This is a genomic window from Aminobacter niigataensis, assembly GCF_946995915.1.
Classification (GTDB): domain Bacteria; phylum Pseudomonadota; class Alphaproteobacteria; order Rhizobiales; family Rhizobiaceae; genus Aminobacter; species Aminobacter niigataensis.
On record NZ_OX341517.1, the window covers coordinates 1,955,585 to 1,976,826 of the forward strand.

The following is a 21,242-nucleotide window of genomic DNA, read 5'->3' on the forward strand; positions in this document are numbered from 1 at the left end:
GCCGATAATGTCGCGTCATTGGACTAGCCTTGCCGCAATCAGCCCACGCAACGAGTTGCCGACCCAGATTTGCGCTGCGTGGCGAAGGTCTTCAGCCGTCAGCGCCGCCTCCACAGCCTTGCCCTTGTCGATCAACTCCCCGCGCAGCACGCCCGCGAGCAGGCCGCAGGCGAGGGGTGGCGTCTTCACCGGGCCGCCGTCGCCCATGTCGACGAAGATGTTGGTGATGGTGCCTTCGCAGACCTCGCTTGCCTCGTTGAGCAGGATCACCTCGTCGGCAGCCTCGCGCGGCAATTCGGCGCGGGCGCGGTCGTAAGCCTCGCGGCGCGTCGTCTTGTGGCGAAGCAAGTTGTTCGAGGAATCGAGCCTCGTGGCCGCGATACGCAGCGTCCAGACGGCATCCGATGCCAGCGGCACGAACGATTGGCTTGTTACTTCGGGGCTACCGTCCGGAGCGAGAGCAAGCCGGACCCTGAGCGGCATGTCGCCGCCTGCAGCCTGCGCCAAAGCCTGCTCGATCGCCGCCCTGTCGAACCCGAACCCGAGCGCCTCGGCTGACGCCTTGAGCCGTGCCAGATGTCGGCCGCCGCGCAGCAAACCGCTTTGCGGCTCCCAGCGCATGGTCTCGATCAGCTCGAAGCCGGCACCGTGCCCGTGGCGAAACGCGCTTTCAGAAGACATTCGGCATACTCCGCTTCCGCAGTCGAATCGAAGACGACGCCGCCGCCGACATTGTAGACTGCCTCGCCGTCGGGAAAGAGCGTGATGGTGCGGATCGCGACGTTGAAGCGCATGGTGCCGCCCGGGGCGATCCAGCCGATGGCGCCGCAATAGACGTCGCGCGGGGTGCCTTCGAGGTCACGCAGGATCTCCATCGCCCGGATCTTGGGGGCGCCGGTGATCGAGCCGCAGGGGAAGAGGGCGGCAAAGACCTGCTCGATGGTCAGTCCGGGCAACAGCCTGGCGCGCACGCGGCTGACCATCTGGTGCACCGTCGGATAGCTCTCGATGCGGAAAAGCTCGGGCACGTCGAGCGTGCCGACCTCGCTGATCAGCGAGATGTCGTTGCGCAGCAGATCGACGATCATGCGGTTTTCCGCCTGGTTCTTTTCGTCGTTGCGCAGGAATTCCCTGAGGGCTGCGTCCTCCTCCGGCGTCTTGCCGCGCGGAGCGGTGCCCTTCATCGGGTGTGTCTCGATCCAGCCCACGCTGTCGATGTCGAAGAACAGTTCGGGCGAACGCGACAGCACGACCGGGCCGCCGAGCGACACCAGCGAACCGTATTTCACCGGCTGACGGGCGATCAGCGCGTCGAAGGCGTCGAGCGCTTCGCCGGACCATTGGGCATGCACGGGAAAGGTCAGGTTGGCCTGGTAGCAGTCGCCCTGGCGCAAATGCTGGTGCAGCGTCTTGAACCGGCGCTCGTAGTCGGCCTGCGACCACGTCGCCCGCGCATCGAAGATCGGCCCGTTGGTTGCGGGCTCGCGCGATGGGGGGCGGTCCCGGTCCGACGGCTGGTCGAACACGCCGAGGCAGACCAGCGGCGTGCGCCGTCCCTCGGGAAGCAGCGGCCTGAGCTTCGGCTCGAGCAGATAACCGGCCTCGTAGGAGAAATAGCCGGCAAGCCATTTGCCCTGTTCATGTGCCTTCTGGGCTGCCTGCAAGGCCGGGAAGAAATCCGTCGCATCATGCGCGACGATGATCTCGCGGGGTGCTTCAAACAGCACCTCGCGACCGGCGGGGTCGTCCCTGAACAGGACGAATGGGGATGTGGGACCAGTCATGATGTCAGCGTGCTTGCGATAGAACCGGGCTCAGTCCAGCGCTTCCAGTTCGTCGATGAGGTTGCTGATCACGGCAAGCCCCTTCTGCCAGAAGGCGGGATCGGTGGCGTCGAGCCCGAACGGCTTCAGGAGTTCGGAATGATGCTTGGTGCCGCCGGCGCGCAGCATCTCGAAATACTTGTCCTGAAAGCCGCGTTCGGCATTCTGGTAGACCGCGTAGAGCGAGTTCACCAGGCAATCGCCGAAGGCGTAGGCATAAACGTAGAAGGGCGAATGGATGAAGTGCGGGATGTAGGACCAGAACACCTCGTAGCCCTCGCGCAGCTTGATCGCGGGGCCCAGGCTTTCAGCCTGCACCTCGAGCCAGAACTGGCCGAGCTGGTCGGATGTCAGTTCGCCGTTCTTGCGCTCGGAGTGCACCTTGCGTTCGAACTCGTAGAAGGCGATCTGGCGCACGACCGTGTTGATCATGTCCTCGACCTTCTGGGCCAGCATCGCCTTGCGCTCGCGCTTGTCGGTGGTGCGGTCGAGCAGCGAGCGGAAGGTCAGCATCTCGCCGAACACGCTTGCCGTCTCGGCCAGCGTCAGCGGCGTCGAGGCCATCAGCGCGCCCTGGCCGCCGGCCAGCACCTGGTGCACGCCATGGCCGAGCTCGTGGGCGAGGGTCATGACGTCGCGCGGCTTGCCCATGTAGTTGAGCAGCACGTAAGGATGCGCCGAGGGTACCGTCGGATGGGCAAACGCTCCCGGCGCCTTGCCGGGACGCACCGGCGCGTCGATCCAGCGGCGGTCGAAGAAGTCGCGAGCGATCTCGGCCATTTCAGGCGAGAAGCTCTGATAGGCGGTCAGCACCGTGTCCTTGGCCTCGTCCCAGCCAATCGTCGCCTGGGGCGTCTCGGGCAGCGGCGCGTTGCGATCCCAGTGGTTCATCACCTCCATGCCGAGCCATTTGGCCTTCATCGCGTAATAGCGGTGCGACAGGCGCGGATAGGCTTCGCGCACGGCGGCGGCCAGCGCGTCGACGACCTCGCGCTCGACCCGGTTGGCGAGGTGGCGGGAATCGGCGATGTCCTCGAAGCCGCGCCAGCGGTCGGAAATCTCCTTGTCCTTGGAGAGCGTATTGGTGATCAGCGTGAAGACCCGCAGGTTCTTGCGGAAGGTCGCGGCCAGCGCCTCGGAGGCTGCCTTGCGCACTTCGCCGTCGGGGTCCTGCAGCTTGTTCAGCGCCGGCTCCAGCGTCAGTTCCTCGCCGCCGATGTCGAAGCGCAGGTCGGTCATCGTTTCGTCGAACAGCCGGTTCCAGGCGCCGCGCCCGGTGATCGACTTTTCGTGGAACAGCTGCTCGACGCGGTCCTCGAGCTGGTAGGGCTTGTCCTTCCTGAGGTCGAGCACCCAGGGGCGGTAGTGGCCGAATTCAGGATCGGCATCGAGCGCCTTGAGGATCAGCGCATCGTCGACGAGGTTGAGCTCGAGCGCGAAGAACAGAAGATGCGCGCTGGCATCGGTCATCTTTTCCTGGACGTCGCCGTAAAGCTTGGCGCGCTTGGGGTCCGAGGTGTCGCCGGCATAGACAAGCCCGGCATAGGAGACAACGCGCCCGACCAGTTCCTCCAGCGCCTCATAGGTCTGCATGGCCTGGCCGAGCTTGCCGGCCGCGCCGCGCTCGGCCTCGATGGCAAGGGTGCCTTTCCAGCGGGCCTCAAAAGCCACCGCATCGACCGAGGCCTTTTCGAGATCGCGCGCCAGCTCGGGCGCGTCCATGGCGGCATACAGGTCGGCGAGATCCCATTCGGGCAACTCGCCAAACCCTGCCGCGCCCCTGGCGGAGGCGGTGGCTGACATCTCTTGCCCGGAATTCCAACGCATTGCGTCTTCCTTTTCACTTCCCTCGGCCAGTCGATTCAAATCCTAAGGGATTCGTTCACCGGCTTTTTTGAAACCTTATTTAGAACCCTGTGCCAGGATGATCCACATCCAATAAGCAACTACGGGCATATTCCGGACATTCATGGCAGGTTCGATTCTCATAGTCGATGACGATCCCGTCCAACGTCGCCTCGTCGACGCTGCGGTGACGAAATTCGGCCACACCGCGATCGCCGTCGACGGCGGCGAGGCGGCCCTGCGCATGCTCGACGGGCCGCGCGGCGGCGAGATCGGTGTGCTCATCCTCGACCTGTCCATGCCCGGGCTGGACGGAATCGGCGTGCTCAAGGCGATGCGCGAGCGCGGCATCACGCTTCCGGTCATCGTGCAGACCGCGCAAGGCGGCATCGACACGGTGGTGTCGGCGATGCGCAACGGTGCCTTCGACTTCGTGGTCAAGCCGGCGTCCCCGGAAAAGCTCCTGGCGGCCATCGCCAACGCGCTCAAGGTGGAAGCGGTCGAGAATACGGTCCGGCGCACGGCGCGCCGCAGCGGCGGGCTGCTTACCTTCCGCGACATGATCACCAGAAGCCCGGCCATGGATCGGGTCATCCGGCTGGGGCAGAAGGCGTCGGCGTCGAACATCCCGATCCTGATCGAGGGCGAATCCGGCGTCGGCAAGGAACTCGTCGCCCGCGCCATCCAGGGATCGGGCGACCGGCGCTCGAAACCCTTCGTCACCGTCAATTGCGGCGCCATTCCCGATAATCTCGTCGAGAGCATCCTGTTCGGCCACGAGAAGGGCTCGTTCACCGGCGCCACGGAAAAGCACCCAGGCAAGTTCGTCGAGGCCAACAACGGCACGCTTTTCCTCGACGAGATCGGCGACCTGCCGCTCGACGTACAGGTCAAGCTTTTGCGTGCCGTGCAGGAAGGCGAGGTCGACCCGGTCGGCGGCCGCTCCACCGTCAAGGTCGACATCCGGCTGATCTCGGCGACGCACCGCAACCTCCTGCAGCAGGTCAAGGACGGCAAGTTCCGCGAGGATCTGTTTTATCGCCTCAACGTCTATCCCATCTTCGTGCCGCCGCTGCGCGACCGCCGCGAAGACATTCCGCTGCTGGTCAGCCACTTCATTTCCCGTGTCGCGCCTGCAAGCGCGCATGGCCGGATCCCGATGATTTCGGAAAATGCGCTGGCGTTGCTTCAGGCCCATGACTGGCCGGGCAACATCCGCCAGCTCGAAAACGCCGTCTTCCGCGCCTGCGTGCTTTGCGAAGGCGACGTACTGACCGAAGACGAGTTCCCGCAGATCCGCGCCCAGGTGGAAGGGGTGGTCGACCTCGGCGGCGAGGCGAAGCAGGAGCTTGCGGACACATCCGCTGAAAAGGCGGTTGCGGCTGCGCCGTTGTCATCCGCGCCGGAACGGACCCGTCCCGGCATGCTGCGGGCGCTCGACGAGCGTGGCAATGTGCGCCCGCTGGCCGACGTCGAATTCGAGATGATCCGGCTCGCCATCGAGCACTACAACGGCCAGATGAGCGAAGTGGCGCGACGGCTGGGGATCGGCCGCTCGACGCTCTACCGCAAGCTCAAGGAATACGGAATCGATCCGGAAACCGGGCGCGTCGAGCGACTCGCGTCCTGATATTTTCTCCGCCGATCTGGAATTAAAGCTTGCGTGTCGCTTGCGGGACGCATCCAATTGTGGCCGCAGGCTCAATTGTTCAGCGCCATTTTTGTCGTATAAACCAGCGGTTTACCATGAAATTCTGAGATTCCCTTTTGCTGGGATATCGCCATGGTGTTACCGCATTTGGCCTTCAATAAGCAGTGATTAACCATTAGGATCGATATTCGGACACGAATCCGTAACAGTGTCCGGGCTTCAAATCCGGGGACAGATGGCAGCCTAACAGGGCCTTTTGATTTGAACAGGATCGAGAACACCGAAGGGCGTCGCTCGAAATCGAATGTTTGGCAAAAGTGGCTTACCGCCGCGATGCTGACTTTTGGTTTCCTGACAGCTTCTCAGGCGACAGCCTCCGCCGAAACGCGGACCCTCAAGCTTTATTACACCCACACGGGTGAAAGGGCTGAGATCACGTTCAAGCGCAACGGCAGATACGATGCTGCCGGACTCAAGAAACTCAATCAGTTCCTGCGCGACTGGCGCCGCAACGAGCCGACCAAAATGGACCCGCGTCTGTTCGACGTGGTCTGGGAGGCTTATCGTTCTGCTGGCGGCCGCGACTATATCCATGTCGTGTCGGCCTATCGTTCGCCGGCGACCAATTCGCTGCTGCGCAGCCGTTCGAGCGGCGTTGCCGAAAAAAGCCAGCATATGCTCGGCAAGGCGATGGATTTCTTCATTCCCGGCGTGCCGCTGAAGAAGCTGCGTGACTCGGGCCTGCGCGTCCAGGCCGGCGGCGTCGGCTACTATCCGCGCTCCGGTTCGCCCTTCATTCACATGGACGTCGGCAATGTCCGCCACTGGCCGCGCATGAGCCGCCGCGAACTCGTCGCCGTGTTCCCGTCCGGCAAGACGCTGCACGTGCCGAGCGACGGCAAGCCGTTGCCCGGCTTCGAGCAGGCGCTGGCCTCCTATCAGTCGCGCAAGAAGAGCGGCGAGATGGTCCTTGCCAGCGCTGGGGCGCCGGCAAAGCGGAGCGGTGGCCTGTTTGCAGCACTGTTTGGTGGCGGCGGTGCAGACGAGGAAGAGGATACAGGCGAAATCGCAGTGGCAGCCGTTGCGCCCAAGAGGGCGCCGGCCAAGGCAATTGCCGAGGCGCCTGCCGCCAAGTCGCTGCCCGGCATCCAGATCGTAGCGCCCGAGAATGCGCAGCGGGCCGAACTGCCGCAGGTCGCCGACGAGGCTCCTGCCGAAGAGGCACCGGAGACCATTCTCGCGGCACTTCCCGCGCGCAGCGTGCCGCTTCCGGGCATTGCGCCGCGGCCGCAGGCCGAGATCGGCGTGGCGACCGCAGAGACCGTGCCGTTCGGCGCGGCATCGGCGCCGCTGGCCGAAGGCGAGCAGCCGACCGCAGTTGAACAGCAGATCGCAGCCAATGTTCCGCTGCCGACCCGGCGTCCGAACTACAACCCGCCAGCCGAACTCACGCCCGAGAACCAGAATGTCCTGATGGCGCTGGCCTCCAGCGATGACATGCCGGCTGTAGCAGGCAATGCACCGGTGCCTTCGTCGCGTCCGCAGGACATGACGGTGGAAGCAGCGCTCGCAGCGGCGGACGACATTCCAGCCGAAGAAGCGGCCGACGACGAGTTCGAGGTTGCGGCTCTCGCGCCGGTGCCGGAGCAGCGCTCCGTGTTCGACCAGCCCGAGGCCGTGGCCACTGCCGCGCCCAAGGCTGCGACGCCGAAGAACGCCATTGCCTCGCTTTCGGCGGGCCAGGACCCGGCCGCTGCGATCGGCGGCAGCGTCAAGACCACCCGCAAATCGGCCCGTCCGGTTGCCGAGGAAGCCAAGCCCGAGCCCAAGGCCGTCGTGGTTGCCGCAGCGCCCGACGCCGCGCGCTGGGCCCTGCGCAGCGGCGAGCAGGTGACGACGGTCACGACCAATACCAAGGCGCCGGGCTTTGCCTACAACATCGTCCGCACCGCGCCGAAGGAGGTCTACACGGCCGGTTTCCAGCAGGGCAGCCAGGCGGCAGATGCCAATCGCTTCTCCGGCAGTGCCGTGAAGTTCCTGTCGGTAGCTCGTTTCGAGAACAACTGATCGACGAACAAGACAACAAAAAAGCCGCGCTGGCTGCCAGCGCGGCTTTTTTTGTTGGGGTGGCCAGATATTGCCGTCTCCGACAAGGGCAGAAGGCAAGACCTCAGTTCTTGCGCAGCTTGTTTGCTTCGGTGGCCAGCGCCTCGATGCCGGCCCAGTCGCCTGCCTTGACCATGTCGTCGGGGGCGACCCACGAGCCGCCGACGCAGACGACGTTCGGCAGGCTGAGATAATCCCTGGCGTTCTTGGCCGAGATGCCCCCGGTGGGGCAGAACTTGACGTCGGCGATGGGCGAGGCGAGGGCCTTGAGGAAAGGCGCGCCGCCGGCCTGCTCGGCGGGGAAAAATTTCAGGAAGTCGAGACCGGCTTCGCGCGCGGCCATGATTTCGCCGGGAGTGATGGTGCCCGGCAAGAGCGGCACATCGCTGGTCGCGGCATGCACGATCAGTTCGCGGGTCAGGCCGGGGCTGACGATGAACTTCGAGCCGGCGGCCACCGCCTCGTCGAACTGGCGGGCGTTGAGGATCGTGCCGGCGCCGACGATGCAGTCCTCGACCTCGGCGGCAACGCGGCGGATGCATTCCAGCGCTTCGTCTGTCCGCAGGGTGATTTCGATCGCCCTGAGGCCACCGCGAGCGAGGGCACGGGCCAGCGGCACCGCATCGACCGCACGTTCGATCTTCAGTACCGGAATGACCGGCTGGCCATCCAGCAGCGCAAGCAGTTTCTGGGTTTTGCTGGTCATGGCACTCGCTCCATCGTTACTTTTCAACCGATTTAACAGACCGTGCAGAACGAGTCCACGAAGCCTGCAGCGACATGGTGATGCGGCCCGCATGTCAGCTGGAAAACCGGACCGCCTTGCGTGCCTGCATAGCGCTCCGGCGCGTTAAGATCGACCGAAAACACCCGCGAGCCAGGACTTCAATGCCGACCACAGCCCGCTTGCTCCAGGCTGTAACGCCCGGCGTATCGCGGCTTGGGTTCGTTCACCGGCGATGCCATCAACGGCAAGGCCTTGCTCGGCCTGGAATTTCTTGACCGCGGACGCCGTGCCCGGGCCATAGATACCATCTGTATCGACCGGATAGCCAAGTGCCACGAGCGCTTCCTGCAGTTCGGTGACCAGCTCGCCGCGCGAGCCGACCTGCATCGTCCGGTCGCCGGGGGCTGGGCCGTCGATCTGCCTTCGATAGGCATCGGCCAGCTTGGTATGGTAGCTGTTCTTGCGGAAGCCCGGGCCGTTATAGCCGTGTCCGACCGCTTCCCAGTCATGACCGTTGAGTGCCTCCTTGAGGCCGGCCTTGTCGATGTAGCGTGCCATCAGCCGTGCCTGGCCGGCAGCGCCGGAGCGCGCCTCGGCGACGAGCCCGTCGACATTGTCGAAACCGAGCCACAGCCAGTGCGACCCCATCACCTGCCCGAGGCCCCACGACGTCGATTCATAGGCGGCCTGGTGGTCGATGTCAGCCGCCTGTTCGAGCATCTGCCAGCGCGCCGCCTGGCCGCGCGGGTTGGCGACGGCACCCGTCGTCGGCGAGGCAAGGCCTGCCGCGCGCGCCCTTGCCTGTTTGTCGCCCGAAAGCCTGCGGTCGAAATAGTGCCCTTCGAAGCGGATCAACGGTTCGTTGCGCCCGTCGACCCTGGCGAAGACCTGGCCGGCGCTCTCGATCTCGGCAATGGCGAGCAGGGCGGCCGGCTCCAGCCCGAATTCGCGCGCCGCCTTCTCGATTTCATCGGCCGTTTGCTTGCTGAACATGCGCGACACTCTCCGTTTCGTCGCAACCATTGTCGCCGGAATTCCGCAGGCGTGGAGAAGATACCCCGGGAAATCGGCCGTCTTTCTCCGGTGCGACACCCGACCCGAATCAGGAACTGCCTGTAATCGCTCCACTTTCAGCTGCACGTTGAAAAAAATGAGGCGAAGCGCTAGTGGCTCACGCCATGAATCTTTCCACACCCGCATCCCAGTTCCGCGTCGCCGCCCTCTATCGCTTCTGCCGGCTGGAGCGCTTCGAGGACCTGCACGCGCCGCTTGCCGCCTTCTGCTGCGGCCGCGGCATCAAGGGCACGCTGCTGCTTGCCCGCGAGGGCATCAACGGCACGGTCGCCGGCACCGGAGAGGCGATCGCCGAACTGATCGCGCATCTTGAAGCCATGCCGGAACTCGCCGGCCTTGAAGTCAAGTACAGCGCGGCAACCGAGATGCCGTTCCACCGCATGAAGGTGCGGCTGAAGAGCGAGATCGTCACCATGGGCGTCGAGGGCATCGACCCGCTCGCCAGCGTCGGCGCCTATGTCGAGCCTCACGACTGGAATGCGCTGATTTCCGATCCCGACACGATCGTCGTCGACACGCGCAACGACTATGAGGTTTCGATCGGCACGTTCTCCGGGGCGGTCGATCCGCAGACCAAGAGCTTCCGCGAATTCCCCGGCTGGGTCGAGGGCCATCGCAGCGAGCTCGAGGGCCGCAAGGTCGCGATGTTCTGCACCGGCGGCATCCGCTGCGAAAAGGCGACGGCTTATGTGAAGTCGCTCGGCATCGACGAGGTGTTCCACCTCAAGGGCGGCATCCTCAAATACCTCGAAGAGGTGTCTGCGGAGCAGAGCCTGTGGCAAGGAGAGTGCTTTGTCTTCGACGAGCGCGTTTCGGTGTCGCATGGCCTTGCGGTCGGCGAGGCCGAGCTTTGCCGCGCCTGCCGGCATCCGCTCATGCCGGAAGAGTTGCTGTCGCCCAAGTTCGAGGCTGGCGTGTCCTGTCCGCACTGCCATGATACCCGCACTACCGAGGACCGTGCCCGCTACGCGGAGCGCCATCGCCAAGTAGAGCTGGCAGAACAACGCGGCGACGCCCCCCACATCGGCAGTTGACCTGCTGTATCGGGTTTGCCTCGCCAAATTGACCGGCGTCATTGTAATGTCGCGATCGTCCGCCTACCTCACGGCGACCGACATTCCCAACCGGAGGCATCCATGTTCGACCCCAAGAAGCTGCTCGACGATCTCCTCGGCTCCAAGATCCCAGGCACCGGCTCCACCGTGCGGGACAAGGCCGGGCAGGCGACGCAACTCGCCAAGGACAATCCGCTCGCCGCAGGCGCGCTGGTCGCCGTGCTGCTCGGAACCGGTGCCGGTCGTCAGGTCACGGGCACGGCGCTGAAGGTCGGCGGCCTCGCGGCCATTGGCGGCCTCGCCTACAAGGCCTACCAGAACTACAAGGCCGGCAATGCCCCCGAGCAGACTGCTGCCGCCCCACAAGCCGAGCCGCAGCTTCTGCCGCCGCCGGCCGACAATTCCTTCCATCCTTCGCAGGCGCCCCAGGGCGAGACCGAATTCGCGCTGACCCTGATCCGCGCCATGATCGCTGCCGCCAAGGCTGATGGCCATATCGACGACGACGAGCGCAAGAAGATCGGCGACAAGCTCAGCCTGTCCGGCATTGGTTCCGAGGCTGAGCAGTTCCTGATGGCCGAGCTCGATGCGCCGCTGGATCTCGATTCGATCGTCGCCGCGGCCCAGACCGACGCACAGAAGGTCGAACTCTATACGGCCTCGCGCCTTGCGATCGATCCCGACACGCGCGCCGAGCGCGGTTATCTCGACCTTCTCGCCGGCCGGCTGAAGCTGCCGGACGCGCTGGTCGACCATGTCGAGGCGACGGTGTCGAGCGTCAAGGTACCGATCGAGGCTTCGGCCAATCCGCAGGTCAACCCACGCTGGTAGGCCTCTTGCGGGAGGCTCGTGAAAAGCAGCTAAAAGGCCGGTTTTCGCGTTAAGGATTTGTTAACCGAGCAGGCGCATCCTTTTCTTACTCGGATCGGCTCTCCTCCTCCCAAGCACGGTTCGATGAAAAACTGGGCGGTCGCCAATGACCGCCCTTTTTCTGTGGCCGATTCCCTTCGCTCCATCGCTACAATCAAGGCAGCCGATCTGGTTTTGCTTGGGTCGGCGCTCTAGATTGTTGACGCTACAATGATCGTCCGCCGGCGATTGGTCATGCGCATGGAGGAGCTTCATCATGGCGAGCAACAGGGTCGCAGTGGTTACCGGTGCCGGCAAGGGCATCGGCAAGGCGGTGGCGACTGCGCTGCTGAGGGATGGCTGGAACACCGTGTTTTGCGGCCGCAGCAAGATGTCGCTCGATGCGGCGATAGCAGATGCCGGCAAGACCGACGCCAGGGCCCTGGCCGTCGTGTGCGACGTCACCAGGCCCGATCAGGTCGATGACATGTTCGAGACCATCACCGAGGCGTTCGGGCGGGTCGACCTGCTCTTCAACAATGCCGGCATGGGCTACAAGGCCTCCACCATCGACGAGGTTCCCGTCGAGGCCTGGAACGATGTCGTGGCGGTCAACCTGACCGGCACGTTCTTGTGCTCGCGCGCGGCCTTTGCGGCGATGCGCAGGCAGGAGCCGATGGGCGGCCGCATCATCAACAACGGCTCGGTGTCGGCCCATGCGCCGCGCCCCGGCTCGGTGCCCTACACCGCGACCAAGCACGCCATCACCGGCCTGACCAAGACGCTGGCGCTGGACGGGCGTCCCTTCGACATCGCCTGCGGCCAGATCGACATCGGCAATGCACTGACCGAGATGGCGGTGCCCATGACGGTCGGCGTGCAACAGGCGGACGGCTCGATTGCCGCGGAAGCGGTGATGGATGTCGAGCGCGTCGCCGAGGCGGTGGTCTACATGGCCGGCCTGCCGCTCGACGCCAACGTGCTGTTCATGACCGTGATGGCGACCAAGATGCCCTATGTCGGGCGGGGGTGATGTCGGTCAGACGTTTCGGCTGCGCCAGTGGGTCAGGCGCCGGACGAAGTGGCGGTAGGATGAGCGCCGTAGCGGATAGGTCAGTTGCCCGATGAGGCCATTGCCCATCGTCTGCGGAACGCCCAGGGCAGTGTCGCATGCGCCGGGGACCCTGAACGTCCCGAAGGCCCAGTCGAACACCGAGAACACAGACGCGAAGTTGGTGTTGTAGGCGATCGGTTCGGCTGAGTGATGCCAACGGTGCATTGCCGGCGAAACGAAGATGCGACCGAACGGACCGTAAGTCCAAGGCAGGTCGGCGTGGATGAAAGCGCCGTAGTAGTGCCTCACGAGCCAGTTCACGAGGATAGCGTAGGCTGGCAGTCCCATCGACAGGATGAAGGCGAAATCGATCGCGACTGTCGTCAGGCGATTGATCGGATGGAACCTGAAGATCGCCAGCCAGGTCATCTCCGTGTCGCTGTGGTGGACGGCGTGCGACGGCCAAAGCAAGGCCGAATGCTCGATCCGATGACGCCAATAGCCGATGAAATCGCCGAGGAAGACGGCTGCGAGGCCGACCAATGCCGGGTGCAGTCCCTCCCACATGGTGGCGGGGACGAGGGCGAGGTCGTAGGTCTCGAACGCCTGCTTCATGAACAGTGCCAGGGCGACCAGTATCGGTGCGACCAGCAGCACGTCGATAAAGTGGATCAGCAGGTTGATCTTGGCCTGGGGAACGGCCTTCAAGATGTCGCCGACGAACCGCTCTCGCTTGACGACAAGCGCCAGCAGCACGAAGAACGGCAATGGCAGATAGATCGCTCGCCAGAAATCGTGCGCAGCGTTCGCCAGGTGCTCGAACGGTAGGTCAGGCAAGCAACATCCCCCAATGCCACTGTTGGTACCATTGTGGGATGTGAATAAATCGAAATGGTTAACTTTGCGCGGCCCTGCTGCTACTTCGCCAGGAACGCCTCGATCCGCTCCAGCGCGCGCAGGATGTTTTCTTCCGAGTTGGCATAGGACAGCCTGATGTAGCCTTCGCCGAGGATGCCGAAGTCCGGGCCGCCGATCAGGGCTACGCCGGCTTCCTCGAGCAGTGCCGAGGCGAGCTTCTTGGCCTTCCAGCCGGTCTTTTCGACATTGGCGAAGGCGTAGAAAGCACCCTTCGGCGAGATGCATGAAATGCCGGGGATGGCGTTCAGCCCTTCGACGACAATGCGGCGGCGGCTGTCGAAGGCGCGCATCATCCTGTCGACGTCGTCCTGCGGGCCGTCGATTGCGGCGATGCCGGCATACTGGCTCGGCGCGTTGACGCAGGACCAGCAGTTGACCGCCAGCTTGCGTACCTTGTCGTAGAGTTGGCCGCTGCCCGCTCCGTTCGGCCAGATCGACCAGCCCATGCGCCACCCGGTCATCGCCCAGGTCTTGGACCAGCCGTTGAGGATGATCAGCCGGTCGCGGATCTCCGGGAAGGCGAGCAGCGAGCTGTGGCGCTCGCCGTCATAGGTCATGACGTCGTAGATCTCATCGGACATGATGGCGACGTGCGGATGAGCCTCCAGACCCTTGACCAGCTTGGCGATCTCGGTGCGAGGTGTCACGCCGCCCGTCGGGTTGGCCGGCGAATTGAGGATCAAAAGCCGCGTCTTCGGGGTGATCAGCGACAGCGTCTCCTCGGCGGAGAAGGCAAAGCCATTGGCCTCGCGCATCGGCACCGGCACTGGGGTCGCTCCGGTGAACTCGATCATCGAGCGGTAGATCGGGAAGCCGGGGTCGGGGTAGAGGATTTCTGTGCCCGGCTCGCCGAACATCAGGATCGCCGCGAACATCGTCGGCTTGCCGCCGGGCATGATCATGACGTTTTCGGGGGAGACTTCGACGCCCGTGGTTGCCAGAGTACGCCGCACCACCGCCTCGCGCGTGGCCAGCAGGCCGTTGGCCGGGGTGTAGCCGTGATGGCCGTCGCGCAGCGCCTTGATGGCGGCTTCGACGATATGCTCGGGCGTGCGGAAATCGGGCTGGCCGATACCGAGATTGACGATGTCGCGACCCTCGTGCAGCAGCGCCGTGGCGCGCGCGAGCACGGCGAAGGCATTTTCCTCGCCAAGGCGTTCAAAGGCGGAAATCGTGTGGAGCATTGCGGGCACTCGTCTGGTGCTGTCGATGTCCCTGGATTTTTGCGAGACTCCTGGCAGCCATGTCAAACGAATTGGAGAGATCGTTGACCGAGAACCTGCGGGACTGGAAGCCGAGGCCGCGCCCCGAGCGCATCGTGCTCGAGGGAAATTATGTCCGGCTGGAGCCGCTCGACGCGGCAATGCATGGCGAACGGCTGTTCGATATGGCGACCGCCGAGGATGCCGAAGGCCGCTTCCGCTGGCTTTTCGACACCAAGCCGCAGACCCGCGCCGACTTCCAGCCCTGGCTCGACAAGTCGGCGGCAAGCAACGATCCGCTGTTCTTCGTCGTCATCGACAAGGCAAGCGGCAAGATGGCCGGCCGCCAGACGCTGATGCGCATCGATCCGGCTCATGGCGTCATCGAGATCGGCAACATCTACTGGAGCGACATCGTCTCCCGGCGACCGGCGGCGACCGAAGCGCAGTTCCTGTTTACGCGCTACATCTTCGAACTCGGCTACCGCCGCTACGAATGGAAGTGCAACAACCACAACGAGCCCTCCAAGCGCGCCGCCGAACGGTTCGGCTTCAAGTTCGAGGGCATCTTCCGCCAGCACATGGTCGCCAAGGGCGAGAACCGCGACACCGCCTGGTATTCGATCATCGACACCGAATGGCCGGCGCTGCGACGGGCCTATGAGGCCTGGCTCGACCCGGCCAATTTCGATGCCGCGGGCCAGCAGAAGCGGCGCCTCGAGGATTTCCGCACCGAATTCGGCGCCTGAGACGACCCGCGCCAACGATCCGCGGGCTTGCCATGCGACAATGGAACCGGCCATGGCGCGTTGGCTGATGCGCCGGCGGGCGCTATGAGGTTGAGTCACGCCGGGTACCGCACCCGGCAACATCCGGAACCCTGGGGCCGATAGCCGATGGATACCAAGACGCGCAATTCCGCCATCGCCGCCGCCATTTTCCTGGGCGGCTTCGGCCTGTTTGCATATTTCCTGCCCAAGATCATGCTCGCTGTCGGCGACTATTCGACCGTGGCTGCCGGCGTGATCGCGGTCATTTTCGTGCTGGCCTTCTTCGGCGTGTTCTGGCTGCGCGGGCGCAGCCAGCGCAACAAGGGCCTCTAGCTGAGGTCAGGCGCTCAGGCTGGCTGCCAGCAGCATGATGCCGATCAGCATGACGAGGGCGGCGCCGCCGATCTCGATTGTATTGTGAACGCGGTTGCCGGCGCGCCCGTCGCCGGCGATGGCGACGGCCCAGTTCTTCGCCGTCACCGCAAGCACGGCGAGCGCTGACACGGTGATTGCCGTTCCCAATGCCATGGCAAAGACCGAAAGGATGCCGCCGGCCCAAAGGCCGTTGAGGAAGGCGAAGCTGAGCACGATCAGGGCGCCGGAGCAGGGGCGGATGCCGACGGCGGCGACCGCAGACCACGCCGTCCGCCAGTCGAAATGCTTGCCTTCCAGCATCTTCGGATCGGGCGCGTGCGAATGGCCGCAGGTCGAGCAGACCTCACCCTCGGCGTGATGGTGCGCATGGCCGTGGTGATCGTGATGCGCGTGGCTATGAGCGTCGTGCGCATGATCGTGGCCGCAATCGGCATGGTCATGGTCGTGACCGTGTGCTTGGCCGGCATGTGCTGCCGACAGGCTGTGGCCCGCGGTCGCGCCGGCCAGGCCGAAGGCCATCGGCCTGAGCTTCTTCCACAAAAGCCAGGCGCCGAAAGCGGCGATCAGCGCGTAGCTTATGGTTTCCAGGAACCAGGTCGCGTTGGTCATCGACACCGAGGTGCCGCGCAGCACGAGGAACACCAGCGTCATCAGCACGATTGCCGTCAGGCCCTGAAGGAACGCCGAGACGAAGGACAGCATGATGCCGCGCTTCAGCGCCACCTCGTTGGCCAGCATGTAGGACGAGATCACCGCCTTGCCATGGCCGGGGCCGGCGGCGTGGAAGATGCCGTAGGCGAAGGACAGGCCGACGAGCAGCCAGATGCCGCTGCCTTCGCCGTCGCGCATCGCCTTCAGCGAGCCGGTCAGCGAGCGGTAGAATTGCTGCTGGTGGACATTGATCCAGTTGAGCAGGCCCGCAAACAGCCCGGTCGACGGAACGATGGCCTCATTGGTGCCGATGCCGAGCGAGCTCTGGGCATGGGCGTGGCCGGTGAAAAAATGGCTGAGCACGTAGCTGATCAACAGAAGGGCGAAGATCGCGCGGATGGTCATCTTCTTCACGGGGTCACCCCTTGGCCTGGCAGTTCAGTTCGAGGCGGGTGGCGAAGATCTTGCTCATGTCGGTGCCGGTCGGGTCGTTGAAGAAGGCGTCGGTCAGGTTGGCCTGGTTCTGCGCGATCACTTCGTCGGGATCGGGCCGGATCACCTGCCGCGTGCAGATCGAGGGCAGGTCGGCGACGTTGAGGTTGGTGTCTTCGGTGAAATCGATCGCCGTATAGAAGGTCGGATCGTAGACGCCGAAATCGATTTTTCCGGAGAGCTTCAGCGGCTCCTTCGGCTCAGCCTCGAACAGGATGATGAGCTGCTGGTCCTCCAAATCGGCGATCAGACCGGCCGGCGGCTTCATCGCCACATCCTTGCCGTCCAGGGTGACGACCTGGAAGTAATTGTACTCGCCGATGGATTCGAACACCGTCTTGGAAACCTCGGCCAGTTCGGCCTCGTCGAGCTTGAGGTCGGAATTCTTGTCGAACTCCATCAGCACGGTGCTGGAAAACAGGTCGTCGAAGCGCCAGAGGTGGCGCAGCGACTTCACCGTGTTGTCGGTGTTGAGCAGGACATCGAGCCGGGCTTCGGCGAAGACGTGCGGATGAACGCTGGCCGGCACTGTCGTTGCCAGCAGGGCTGCCCCGGCCGCGGCCAGTATCGACGTTCGCATTTTCAGAATCATGGCACTGGTGGTCCGGCGGTTCGAATGTAGCCGACCATTATCAGAAACAGGGCGAAAGTGGGACGTTCAGCCTTTCAATTCTGCGGGATGGTCGCAAGGATTGATCTTGAACCACTGCACCAGGAAATCGACGAAGACGCGTATCTTGGCCGGCAGATAACGCCTGTGAGGGTAGACGGCGAAGATGCCGCCGCCCGAAAGGCGGTTGTCGTCGAGCACGGCCACGAGCCGGCCGGCATCGATGTCCGGCGCGGCGATGAAATCAGGCAGGATGGCGAAGCCGAGGCCGGCGACTGCCGCAGCCCGTGCCGCCAGCGGGCTGTTGACCTCCATCGGTCCAGAGACCGAAACGGTTACTGTATCGCCGGTTTCGCCGACGAAGGGCCAGTTGGACAGCCAACGCCCGTTGGTGTCGATGATGCAGGGCACCTTGGCGAGGTCGGCCGGGCGTTGCGGCTTGCCGTGCTTGGCGATCGCCTCCGGCGAGGCGCAAAGCCTGATGCCGAAGGGCGCCAGCCGGCGTGCGATCAGCGAGGAATTCTCGAGCCGGGAGATGCGGATGGCAAGGTCGAAGCCTTCCTCGACGAGGTCGACGAAACGGTCGTCGAGATGGATTTCGAGCACGATGTCGGGGTGCTCCTTGGCGAAGTCGATCAGCGACTGGCCGATCGGGGCGTCGGCGAAGGTGCGGGGCGCCGACAGCTTGATGCGGCCGCGCACGTCGCCGGAGGATTCTCGCACCGCATCGGCCAGGCTGTCGACCTCGCGGACGATCTCGGAAGCGCGGCGATAGTAGGTGTGACCCGCTTCCGTCAGCGAGAACTGGCGGGTGGTGCGATTGAGCAGCAGGGCGCCGAGCTCGTCTTCCAGCTCGCGGACATATTTGGACAGCAGCGCCTTGGAGCGGCCGATCTTGCGTGCCGCCGCCGAAAAGCCTTCGGCCTCGACGACGTCGATGAAGGCGCGCATCCGGGTGAGTGTGTCCATGGTGCCTGCGGTCTCGTTCAAAAATTAGCTACGACGACGCTAGGATTGTTCACACCTGGGGGTCAAGTGCTCTGGCACGGAGCTTGTCGTGCCATGCGCGTCGGCGCGGGTGGCGATCAGTTCGAGACTTGAACCTCGACAGCGTCGAACCTGCCCGCCGCGAGGTCTTGCTTCCTGATCGTCAGCACCAGGTTGTCGACGTCGCCGAACATCCAGCCCATCAGGTTGCTGGTGGGAAGTTCGAGCAGGGTCACGTCCTTGTCGAGGTCGAACTGGTGCACATACTCAAAGGGCACGTGACCCATGCCCGCCATTTCATGTGCGGCCTGATCCTTCCAGATTGCCTCGAAATAGCTGCGCATTGCTGGAGGCAAAGCCTCGGGCGATCTTGAGTAGGCATGTCGCGCCCGGTCGAGCCGGAGGCACTCGAAATCCCAGACCCACAATGATCCTTCCCCATTTTGGGCGGTCAGCGGCAGTTGTTGGACTCGCGGATAGATGATCTCGCACTTGCCGAGTTCGGCCGTGATCGCGGCGATTTCATCCTCCGAAAGTTGCGTCTGGTCCGATGCCGCATTGGTCCGCTCGGCCACTGTCCGCACCTGGGCCAGGGCTGCTTCGAGCATCGGACGCCCTTTCGTCCTCGCTTCGATCAGTGCGGGCAAGGTGGCGGCACGTTCGCGCAGTTCGGCAAGATTTCTGGGCGGTACCGGCGCGGCTTCCGCGACCGCGAGCCAGTCAAGTACCTGTTCGAGCTGCTGTCGGAGCGGCGTGATCAGATCCTCGGCCAGATATTCGACGAGGCGCGCCTCCGCGATATCGAGCATTCCGAGGGTGGTGGAGCGATCGAACGGGCGATGCTCCGGCGACGCCAGGTCGAAACCCTGTTTGTAGACTTCGTGGCTGGCCTCGCTATATCCTTCCCGCCGAGGGTCGGGGTCACCCGGCCGCAGCGCTACCAGATCGACCGGCCAGCGCGGCCAGGCGTCGATCGGCTTCAGCCGCGACTTCGCGTAAGGCAAGCTGATGGACCAGCCATCTATGCTCAGGTCCTCGGGTCCTTGCCGCCACGGCCCCATCTCACTCAGATGCAGCACATGCACCGCGTAGTCGGTCGGGTGGATGAAGAAGGCCAGCCAGCCGTCACGCGGACCGAGGCCGTCCCACAGATCGGCGGGAAGATCGGCGCAGCAGATCTGCACGAGGAAATTGGCGTTGCGGCCGTCTATCACCGGCCAGGGGATATACTCGGCCATGGCAGGCGCGCCGCCGAGCCAGCTTCTGGGGTGATCGACGTCGCGCAGCGGAATCTGCGGCACCAGCCGTACGACCACAGGCTCGGTAGCCTGCGCATCCATGAGCTTCTGTTCGTGCACGAGCTGGCCGGCCAGATCCTCCCGAATCTTGACCAGGAACTGGTGCTCAGCGCCGGTCAATGGCCGGTCTGCCGCTTGGGGAGGGGGCCTTCCGACCGCCTTGGCGATACGTTCCGGGGAGGGGGCTTGCATGGTTGGCATCGTAGCCTTGGCGGCACGCCGCCTGACGACAGGCTTTCCAGTCAGCTCCTGCTCGCTGTGTTGCCTGCGATAGGCCAGCACCGTGAAGACGACGGTCAGCAGGGCGAGCACGGCAGCAGAGGGAACTACGCCGATCCAGGACACGAGCACGAAGTCGAGGAAGGCATTGATGCCCTGGACGCCGTTGGAGACGCCACTACCCGGCAGGCCGTCGAGGAAACGCGTGAGCGTCTGGGCCACCAGCATGGCCATGAAGACGAAAACCAGTATCGGGCGGGTATATGGGCTCATGCGCGCAAGCTAGCGACGGATTCCTAAACAATCGTGATTGATCAGAACTGTCGCTACCTGCGCCGATTGCTAAAGTTGCTGCTGCAGTACTTGGCGTCCCAACTGGATGAGCGCCAGATCGCTGCCGGCAGGTCCCAGCAGCGACAGGCCGAATGGTGCGCCGTCCACCGTGCCAATGGGCAGGGTGATCTGAGGGAAGCCGGAAAGCCCCGACAGGCAGAGCAGCATCAGCGCGCGCTCGCGATAGGCCAGCAATTCGGCGTCGGTGGCGCTTGCCAGCGGGGCTGCGCCGGGTACCGTTGGCAGGATCAGGATGCCGTCGTCGCCCAGCAATGCGCCCAGCGCGCGGCGGAAAGCGTCGCGCCTGGCGATCTCTGCCTGATAGGCCGCGGCGTCGATGGTCGCGCCAAAGGCGAAGCGCTCCTTGACACCCGGGCCGAGGCCGCGGTCTCCGGACGATATCCACGCGCCATGCTGCTGCCAGGCCTCAAAGGCCTGAACCTTGCGGAAGCACCAGTAGAGTTCGTCGGGCGAAAAGGTGAGGGGTGACGCCTTGGTTATGGGGCCAAGGGCGTTTTCGGCGATGCCGCGCATGCGCCGGTATTCGGCTGCCTCGGCCGGGCCGGAGGGCAGCGCGTCGAGCCAGTCGAGCGCAAGCGGCCGGACCAGTTCGCCGCGATGGGCATCCTCGCCGATGAGCAGCCTGGCCACTTTCTCATAGGTGTCGATGTCCCGGGCGAACCAGCCGAACGTGTCGAGGCTGGGGGCGAGCTTCATTGCGCCGTCGAGCGAGATGAGATCATGGGTCGTGCGCAGGCCGATCAGCCCGCAGAAACTGGCCGGTGCCCGGATCGAGCCACCGGTGTCCGAGCCCACTGCGATGTCGGCAAGCGCGCCGGCGACTGCGGCGGCCGAACCAGATGATGAGCCGCCGGTAACGCGGTCGGGTGCCGCGGGATTGATCGGGTGCGGAAAATGCGCGTTCTGGCCCATCAACGAAAAGGCGAGTTCGTCGGTCTGGGTCTTGCCGACGTATCGCGCGCCCGCATCGAGAATCACCTGCACTGACGCGGCAGTTTTGTCGGCCGGAAGGCTGCTGGCAGCCTTGCCGGGATTGCCGCAGCCGGTGACGAGGCCGGCAACATCGTAGATGTCCTTGACAGCCAGCCGCAGCCCCGCAAGCGGGCCATTTTCCGCATTGGAAACAGGCACTTGTGGCATGTCGAGGAACGAGTTGAAAGGGTCGGGCATGCTATTCATCGT

Annotated in this window: 19 protein-coding genes; 7 read left to right on the plus strand and 12 right to left on the minus strand. The window is 64.3% G+C overall.

All coding sequences use genetic code 11. From position 1 onward, the window contains the following. Positions 1 to 15 precede the first annotated feature (15 nt). Genes O1Y97_RS09420 through O1Y97_RS09430 form a run of 3 tightly spaced genes read right to left on the minus strand, consistent with a single transcriptional unit; the run spans position 16 to position 3,626 of the window. Positions 16 to 681 carry an aminotransferase class IV family protein gene (locus tag O1Y97_RS09420; RefSeq protein WP_318763832.1) on the minus strand — a complete coding sequence of 222 codons (666 nt, stop codon included), beginning with the start codon at positions 679 to 681 and terminating at the stop codon, positions 16 to 18. Next, positions 630 to 1,784 carry an aminodeoxychorismate synthase component I gene (locus tag O1Y97_RS09425; RefSeq protein WP_318763833.1) on the minus strand — a complete coding sequence of 385 codons (1,155 nt, stop codon included), beginning with the start codon at positions 1,782 to 1,784 and terminating at the stop codon, positions 630 to 632. The genes O1Y97_RS09420 and O1Y97_RS09425 overlap by 52 nt, the downstream gene beginning before the upstream one ends. Positions 1,785 to 1,814: 30 nt before the next feature. Beyond that, positions 1,815 to 3,626 carry a M3 family oligoendopeptidase gene (locus O1Y97_RS09430; RefSeq protein WP_404801275.1) on the minus strand — a complete coding sequence of 604 codons (1,812 nt, stop codon included), beginning with the start codon at positions 3,624 to 3,626 and terminating at the stop codon, positions 1,815 to 1,817. Between the two features lie 166 nt (positions 3,627 to 3,792). Here O1Y97_RS09430 and O1Y97_RS09435 point away from each other — a divergent pair, with 166 nt between their 5' ends. Beyond that, positions 3,793 to 5,298: a sigma-54-dependent transcriptional regulator gene (locus tag O1Y97_RS09435; protein ID WP_183264244.1), complete on the plus strand. Its 1,506-nt coding sequence runs from the start codon at positions 3,793 to 3,795 to the stop codon at positions 5,296 to 5,298. Between the two features lie 354 nt (positions 5,299 to 5,652). Beyond that, a complete protein-coding gene (locus O1Y97_RS09440; protein ID WP_318763834.1) occupies positions 5,653 to 7,386 on the plus strand; it encodes a DUF882 domain-containing protein in 1,734 nt (577 codons plus the stop codon). A gap of 103 nt (positions 7,387 to 7,489) precedes the next feature. Here O1Y97_RS09440 and O1Y97_RS09445 read toward each other — a convergent pair whose 3' ends face one another. Together O1Y97_RS09445 and O1Y97_RS09450 are read right to left on the minus strand one after the other, a co-directional pair. Next, on the minus strand, positions 7,490 to 8,131 hold the full coding sequence (locus tag O1Y97_RS09445) for a 2-dehydro-3-deoxy-phosphogluconate aldolase (RefSeq protein WP_318763835.1): 642 nt from the start codon (positions 8,129 to 8,131) through the stop codon (positions 7,490 to 7,492). 144 nt (positions 8,132 to 8,275) lie between these two features. Next, the gene (locus tag O1Y97_RS09450) at positions 8,276 to 9,145 is read right to left on the minus strand and encodes an N-acetylmuramidase domain-containing protein (RefSeq protein WP_318763836.1); all 870 of its coding nucleotides are present in this window, start codon (positions 9,143 to 9,145) and stop codon (positions 8,276 to 8,278) included. Positions 9,146 to 9,330: 185 nt separating this feature from the next. Between O1Y97_RS09450 and trhO the strand changes: the two genes are divergently transcribed. From trhO to O1Y97_RS09465, 3 genes are all read left to right on the plus strand, one after another. Further along, on the plus strand, positions 9,331 to 10,260 hold the full coding sequence (trhO, locus tag O1Y97_RS09455; RefSeq protein WP_318763837.1) for an oxygen-dependent tRNA uridine(34) hydroxylase TrhO: 930 nt from the start codon (positions 9,331 to 9,333) through the stop codon (positions 10,258 to 10,260). A 102-nt stretch (positions 10,261 to 10,362) separates the two neighbouring features. Further along, a complete protein-coding gene (locus tag O1Y97_RS09460; protein ID WP_318763838.1) occupies positions 10,363 to 11,112 on the plus strand; it encodes a tellurite resistance TerB family protein in 750 nt (249 codons plus the stop codon). Between the two features lie 295 nt (positions 11,113 to 11,407). Beyond that, entirely contained in the window at positions 11,408 to 12,163 is a 756-nt protein-coding gene (locus O1Y97_RS09465; RefSeq protein ID WP_318763839.1) for an SDR family oxidoreductase, read from the plus strand. Positions 12,164 to 12,169: 6 nt separating this feature from the next. On the opposite strand, the gene O1Y97_RS09470 is transcribed toward O1Y97_RS09465, so the two are convergent. Together O1Y97_RS09470 and O1Y97_RS09475 are read right to left on the minus strand one after the other, a co-directional pair. Continuing rightward, the gene (locus O1Y97_RS09470) at positions 12,170 to 13,021 is read right to left on the minus strand and encodes a sterol desaturase family protein (RefSeq protein WP_318763840.1); all 852 of its coding nucleotides are present in this window, start codon (positions 13,019 to 13,021) and stop codon (positions 12,170 to 12,172) included. A gap of 80 nt (positions 13,022 to 13,101) precedes the next feature. Next, positions 13,102 to 14,286: a pyridoxal phosphate-dependent aminotransferase gene (locus O1Y97_RS09475; RefSeq protein ID WP_318763841.1), complete on the minus strand. Its 1,185-nt coding sequence runs from the start codon at positions 14,284 to 14,286 to the stop codon at positions 13,102 to 13,104. 83 nt (positions 14,287 to 14,369) lie between these two features. On the opposite strand from O1Y97_RS09475, the gene O1Y97_RS09480 reads away from it, so the two are divergent. Both O1Y97_RS09480 and O1Y97_RS09485 read left to right on the plus strand, forming a co-directional pair. Further along, positions 14,370 to 15,053: a GNAT family N-acetyltransferase gene (locus tag O1Y97_RS09480; protein WP_108609759.1), complete on the plus strand. Its 684-nt coding sequence runs from the start codon at positions 14,370 to 14,372 to the stop codon at positions 15,051 to 15,053. 147 nt (positions 15,054 to 15,200) lie between these two features. Continuing rightward, entirely contained in the window at positions 15,201 to 15,407 is a 207-nt protein-coding gene (locus O1Y97_RS09485; protein ID WP_183264252.1) for a hypothetical protein, read from the plus strand. Positions 15,408 to 15,413: 6 nt separating this feature from the next. Here O1Y97_RS09485 and O1Y97_RS09490 read toward each other — a convergent pair whose 3' ends face one another. From O1Y97_RS09490 to O1Y97_RS09510, 5 genes are all read right to left on the minus strand, one after another. Then, on the minus strand, positions 15,414 to 16,505 hold the full coding sequence (locus O1Y97_RS09490; RefSeq protein ID WP_318764183.1) for a nickel/cobalt transporter: 1,092 nt from the start codon (positions 16,503 to 16,505) through the stop codon (positions 15,414 to 15,416). A 13-nt stretch (positions 16,506 to 16,518) separates the two neighbouring features. Next, positions 16,519 to 17,184, minus strand: coding sequence for a DUF1007 family protein (locus O1Y97_RS09495; RefSeq protein ID WP_318763842.1), 666 nt, complete (start codon positions 17,182 to 17,184; stop codon positions 16,519 to 16,521). Between the two features lie 66 nt (positions 17,185 to 17,250). Beyond that, positions 17,251 to 18,171 carry a LysR family transcriptional regulator gene (locus O1Y97_RS09500; RefSeq protein WP_183264254.1) on the minus strand — a complete coding sequence of 307 codons (921 nt, stop codon included), beginning with the start codon at positions 18,169 to 18,171 and terminating at the stop codon, positions 17,251 to 17,253. Between the two features lie 116 nt (positions 18,172 to 18,287). Next, entirely contained in the window at positions 18,288 to 19,979 is a 1,692-nt protein-coding gene (locus tag O1Y97_RS09505) for a DUF1963 domain-containing protein (protein ID WP_318763843.1), read from the minus strand. Positions 19,980 to 20,048: 69 nt separating this feature from the next. Beyond that, positions 20,049 to 21,239, minus strand: a complete 1,191-nt coding sequence (locus O1Y97_RS09510; RefSeq protein WP_318763844.1) for an amidase — start codon at positions 21,237 to 21,239, stop codon at positions 20,049 to 20,051. Between the last annotated feature and the right edge of the window lie 3 nt (positions 21,240 to 21,242).

Coding starts and splice junctions, on each gene's coding strand:
- O1Y97_RS09420 (WP_318763832.1), bottom strand. CDS start 681: ATGTCTTCTGAAAGCGCGTTTCGCCACGGGCACGGTGCCGGCTTCGAG.
- O1Y97_RS09425 (WP_318763833.1), bottom strand. CDS start 1,784: ATGACTGGTCCCACATCCCCATTCGTCCTGTTCAGGGACGACCCCGCC.
- O1Y97_RS09430 (WP_404801275.1), bottom strand. CDS start 3,626: ATGTCAGCCACCGCCTCCGCCAGGGGCGCGGCAGGGTTTGGCGAGTTG.
- O1Y97_RS09435 (WP_183264244.1), top strand. CDS start 3,793: ATGGCAGGTTCGATTCTCATAGTCGATGACGATCCCGTCCAACGTCGC.
- O1Y97_RS09440 (WP_318763834.1), top strand. CDS start 5,653: ATGCTGACTTTTGGTTTCCTGACAGCTTCTCAGGCGACAGCCTCCGCC.
- O1Y97_RS09445 (WP_318763835.1), bottom strand. CDS start 8,131: ATGACCAGCAAAACCCAGAAACTGCTTGCGCTGCTGGATGGCCAGCCG.
- O1Y97_RS09450 (WP_318763836.1), bottom strand. CDS start 9,145: ATGTTCAGCAAGCAAACGGCCGATGAAATCGAGAAGGCGGCGCGCGAA.
- trhO (WP_318763837.1), top strand. CDS start 9,331: ATGAATCTTTCCACACCCGCATCCCAGTTCCGCGTCGCCGCCCTCTAT.
- O1Y97_RS09460 (WP_318763838.1), top strand. CDS start 10,363: ATGTTCGACCCCAAGAAGCTGCTCGACGATCTCCTCGGCTCCAAGATC.
- O1Y97_RS09465 (WP_318763839.1), top strand. CDS start 11,408: ATGGCGAGCAACAGGGTCGCAGTGGTTACCGGTGCCGGCAAGGGCATC.
- O1Y97_RS09475 (WP_318763841.1), bottom strand. CDS start 14,286: ATGCTCCACACGATTTCCGCCTTTGAACGCCTTGGCGAGGAAAATGCC.
- O1Y97_RS09485 (WP_183264252.1), top strand. CDS start 15,201: ATGGATACCAAGACGCGCAATTCCGCCATCGCCGCCGCCATTTTCCTG.
- O1Y97_RS09490 (WP_318764183.1), bottom strand. CDS start 16,505: ATGACCATCCGCGCGATCTTCGCCCTTCTGTTGATCAGCTACGTGCTC.
- O1Y97_RS09495 (WP_318763842.1), bottom strand. CDS start 17,184: ATGATTCTGAAAATGCGAACGTCGATACTGGCCGCGGCCGGGGCAGCC.
- O1Y97_RS09500 (WP_183264254.1), bottom strand. CDS start 18,171: ATGGACACACTCACCCGGATGCGCGCCTTCATCGACGTCGTCGAGGCC.
- O1Y97_RS09505 (WP_318763843.1), bottom strand. CDS start 19,979: ATGAGCCCATATACCCGCCCGATACTGGTTTTCGTCTTCATGGCCATG.
- O1Y97_RS09510 (WP_318763844.1), bottom strand. CDS start 21,239: ATGAATAGCATGCCCGACCCTTTCAACTCGTTCCTCGACATGCCACAA.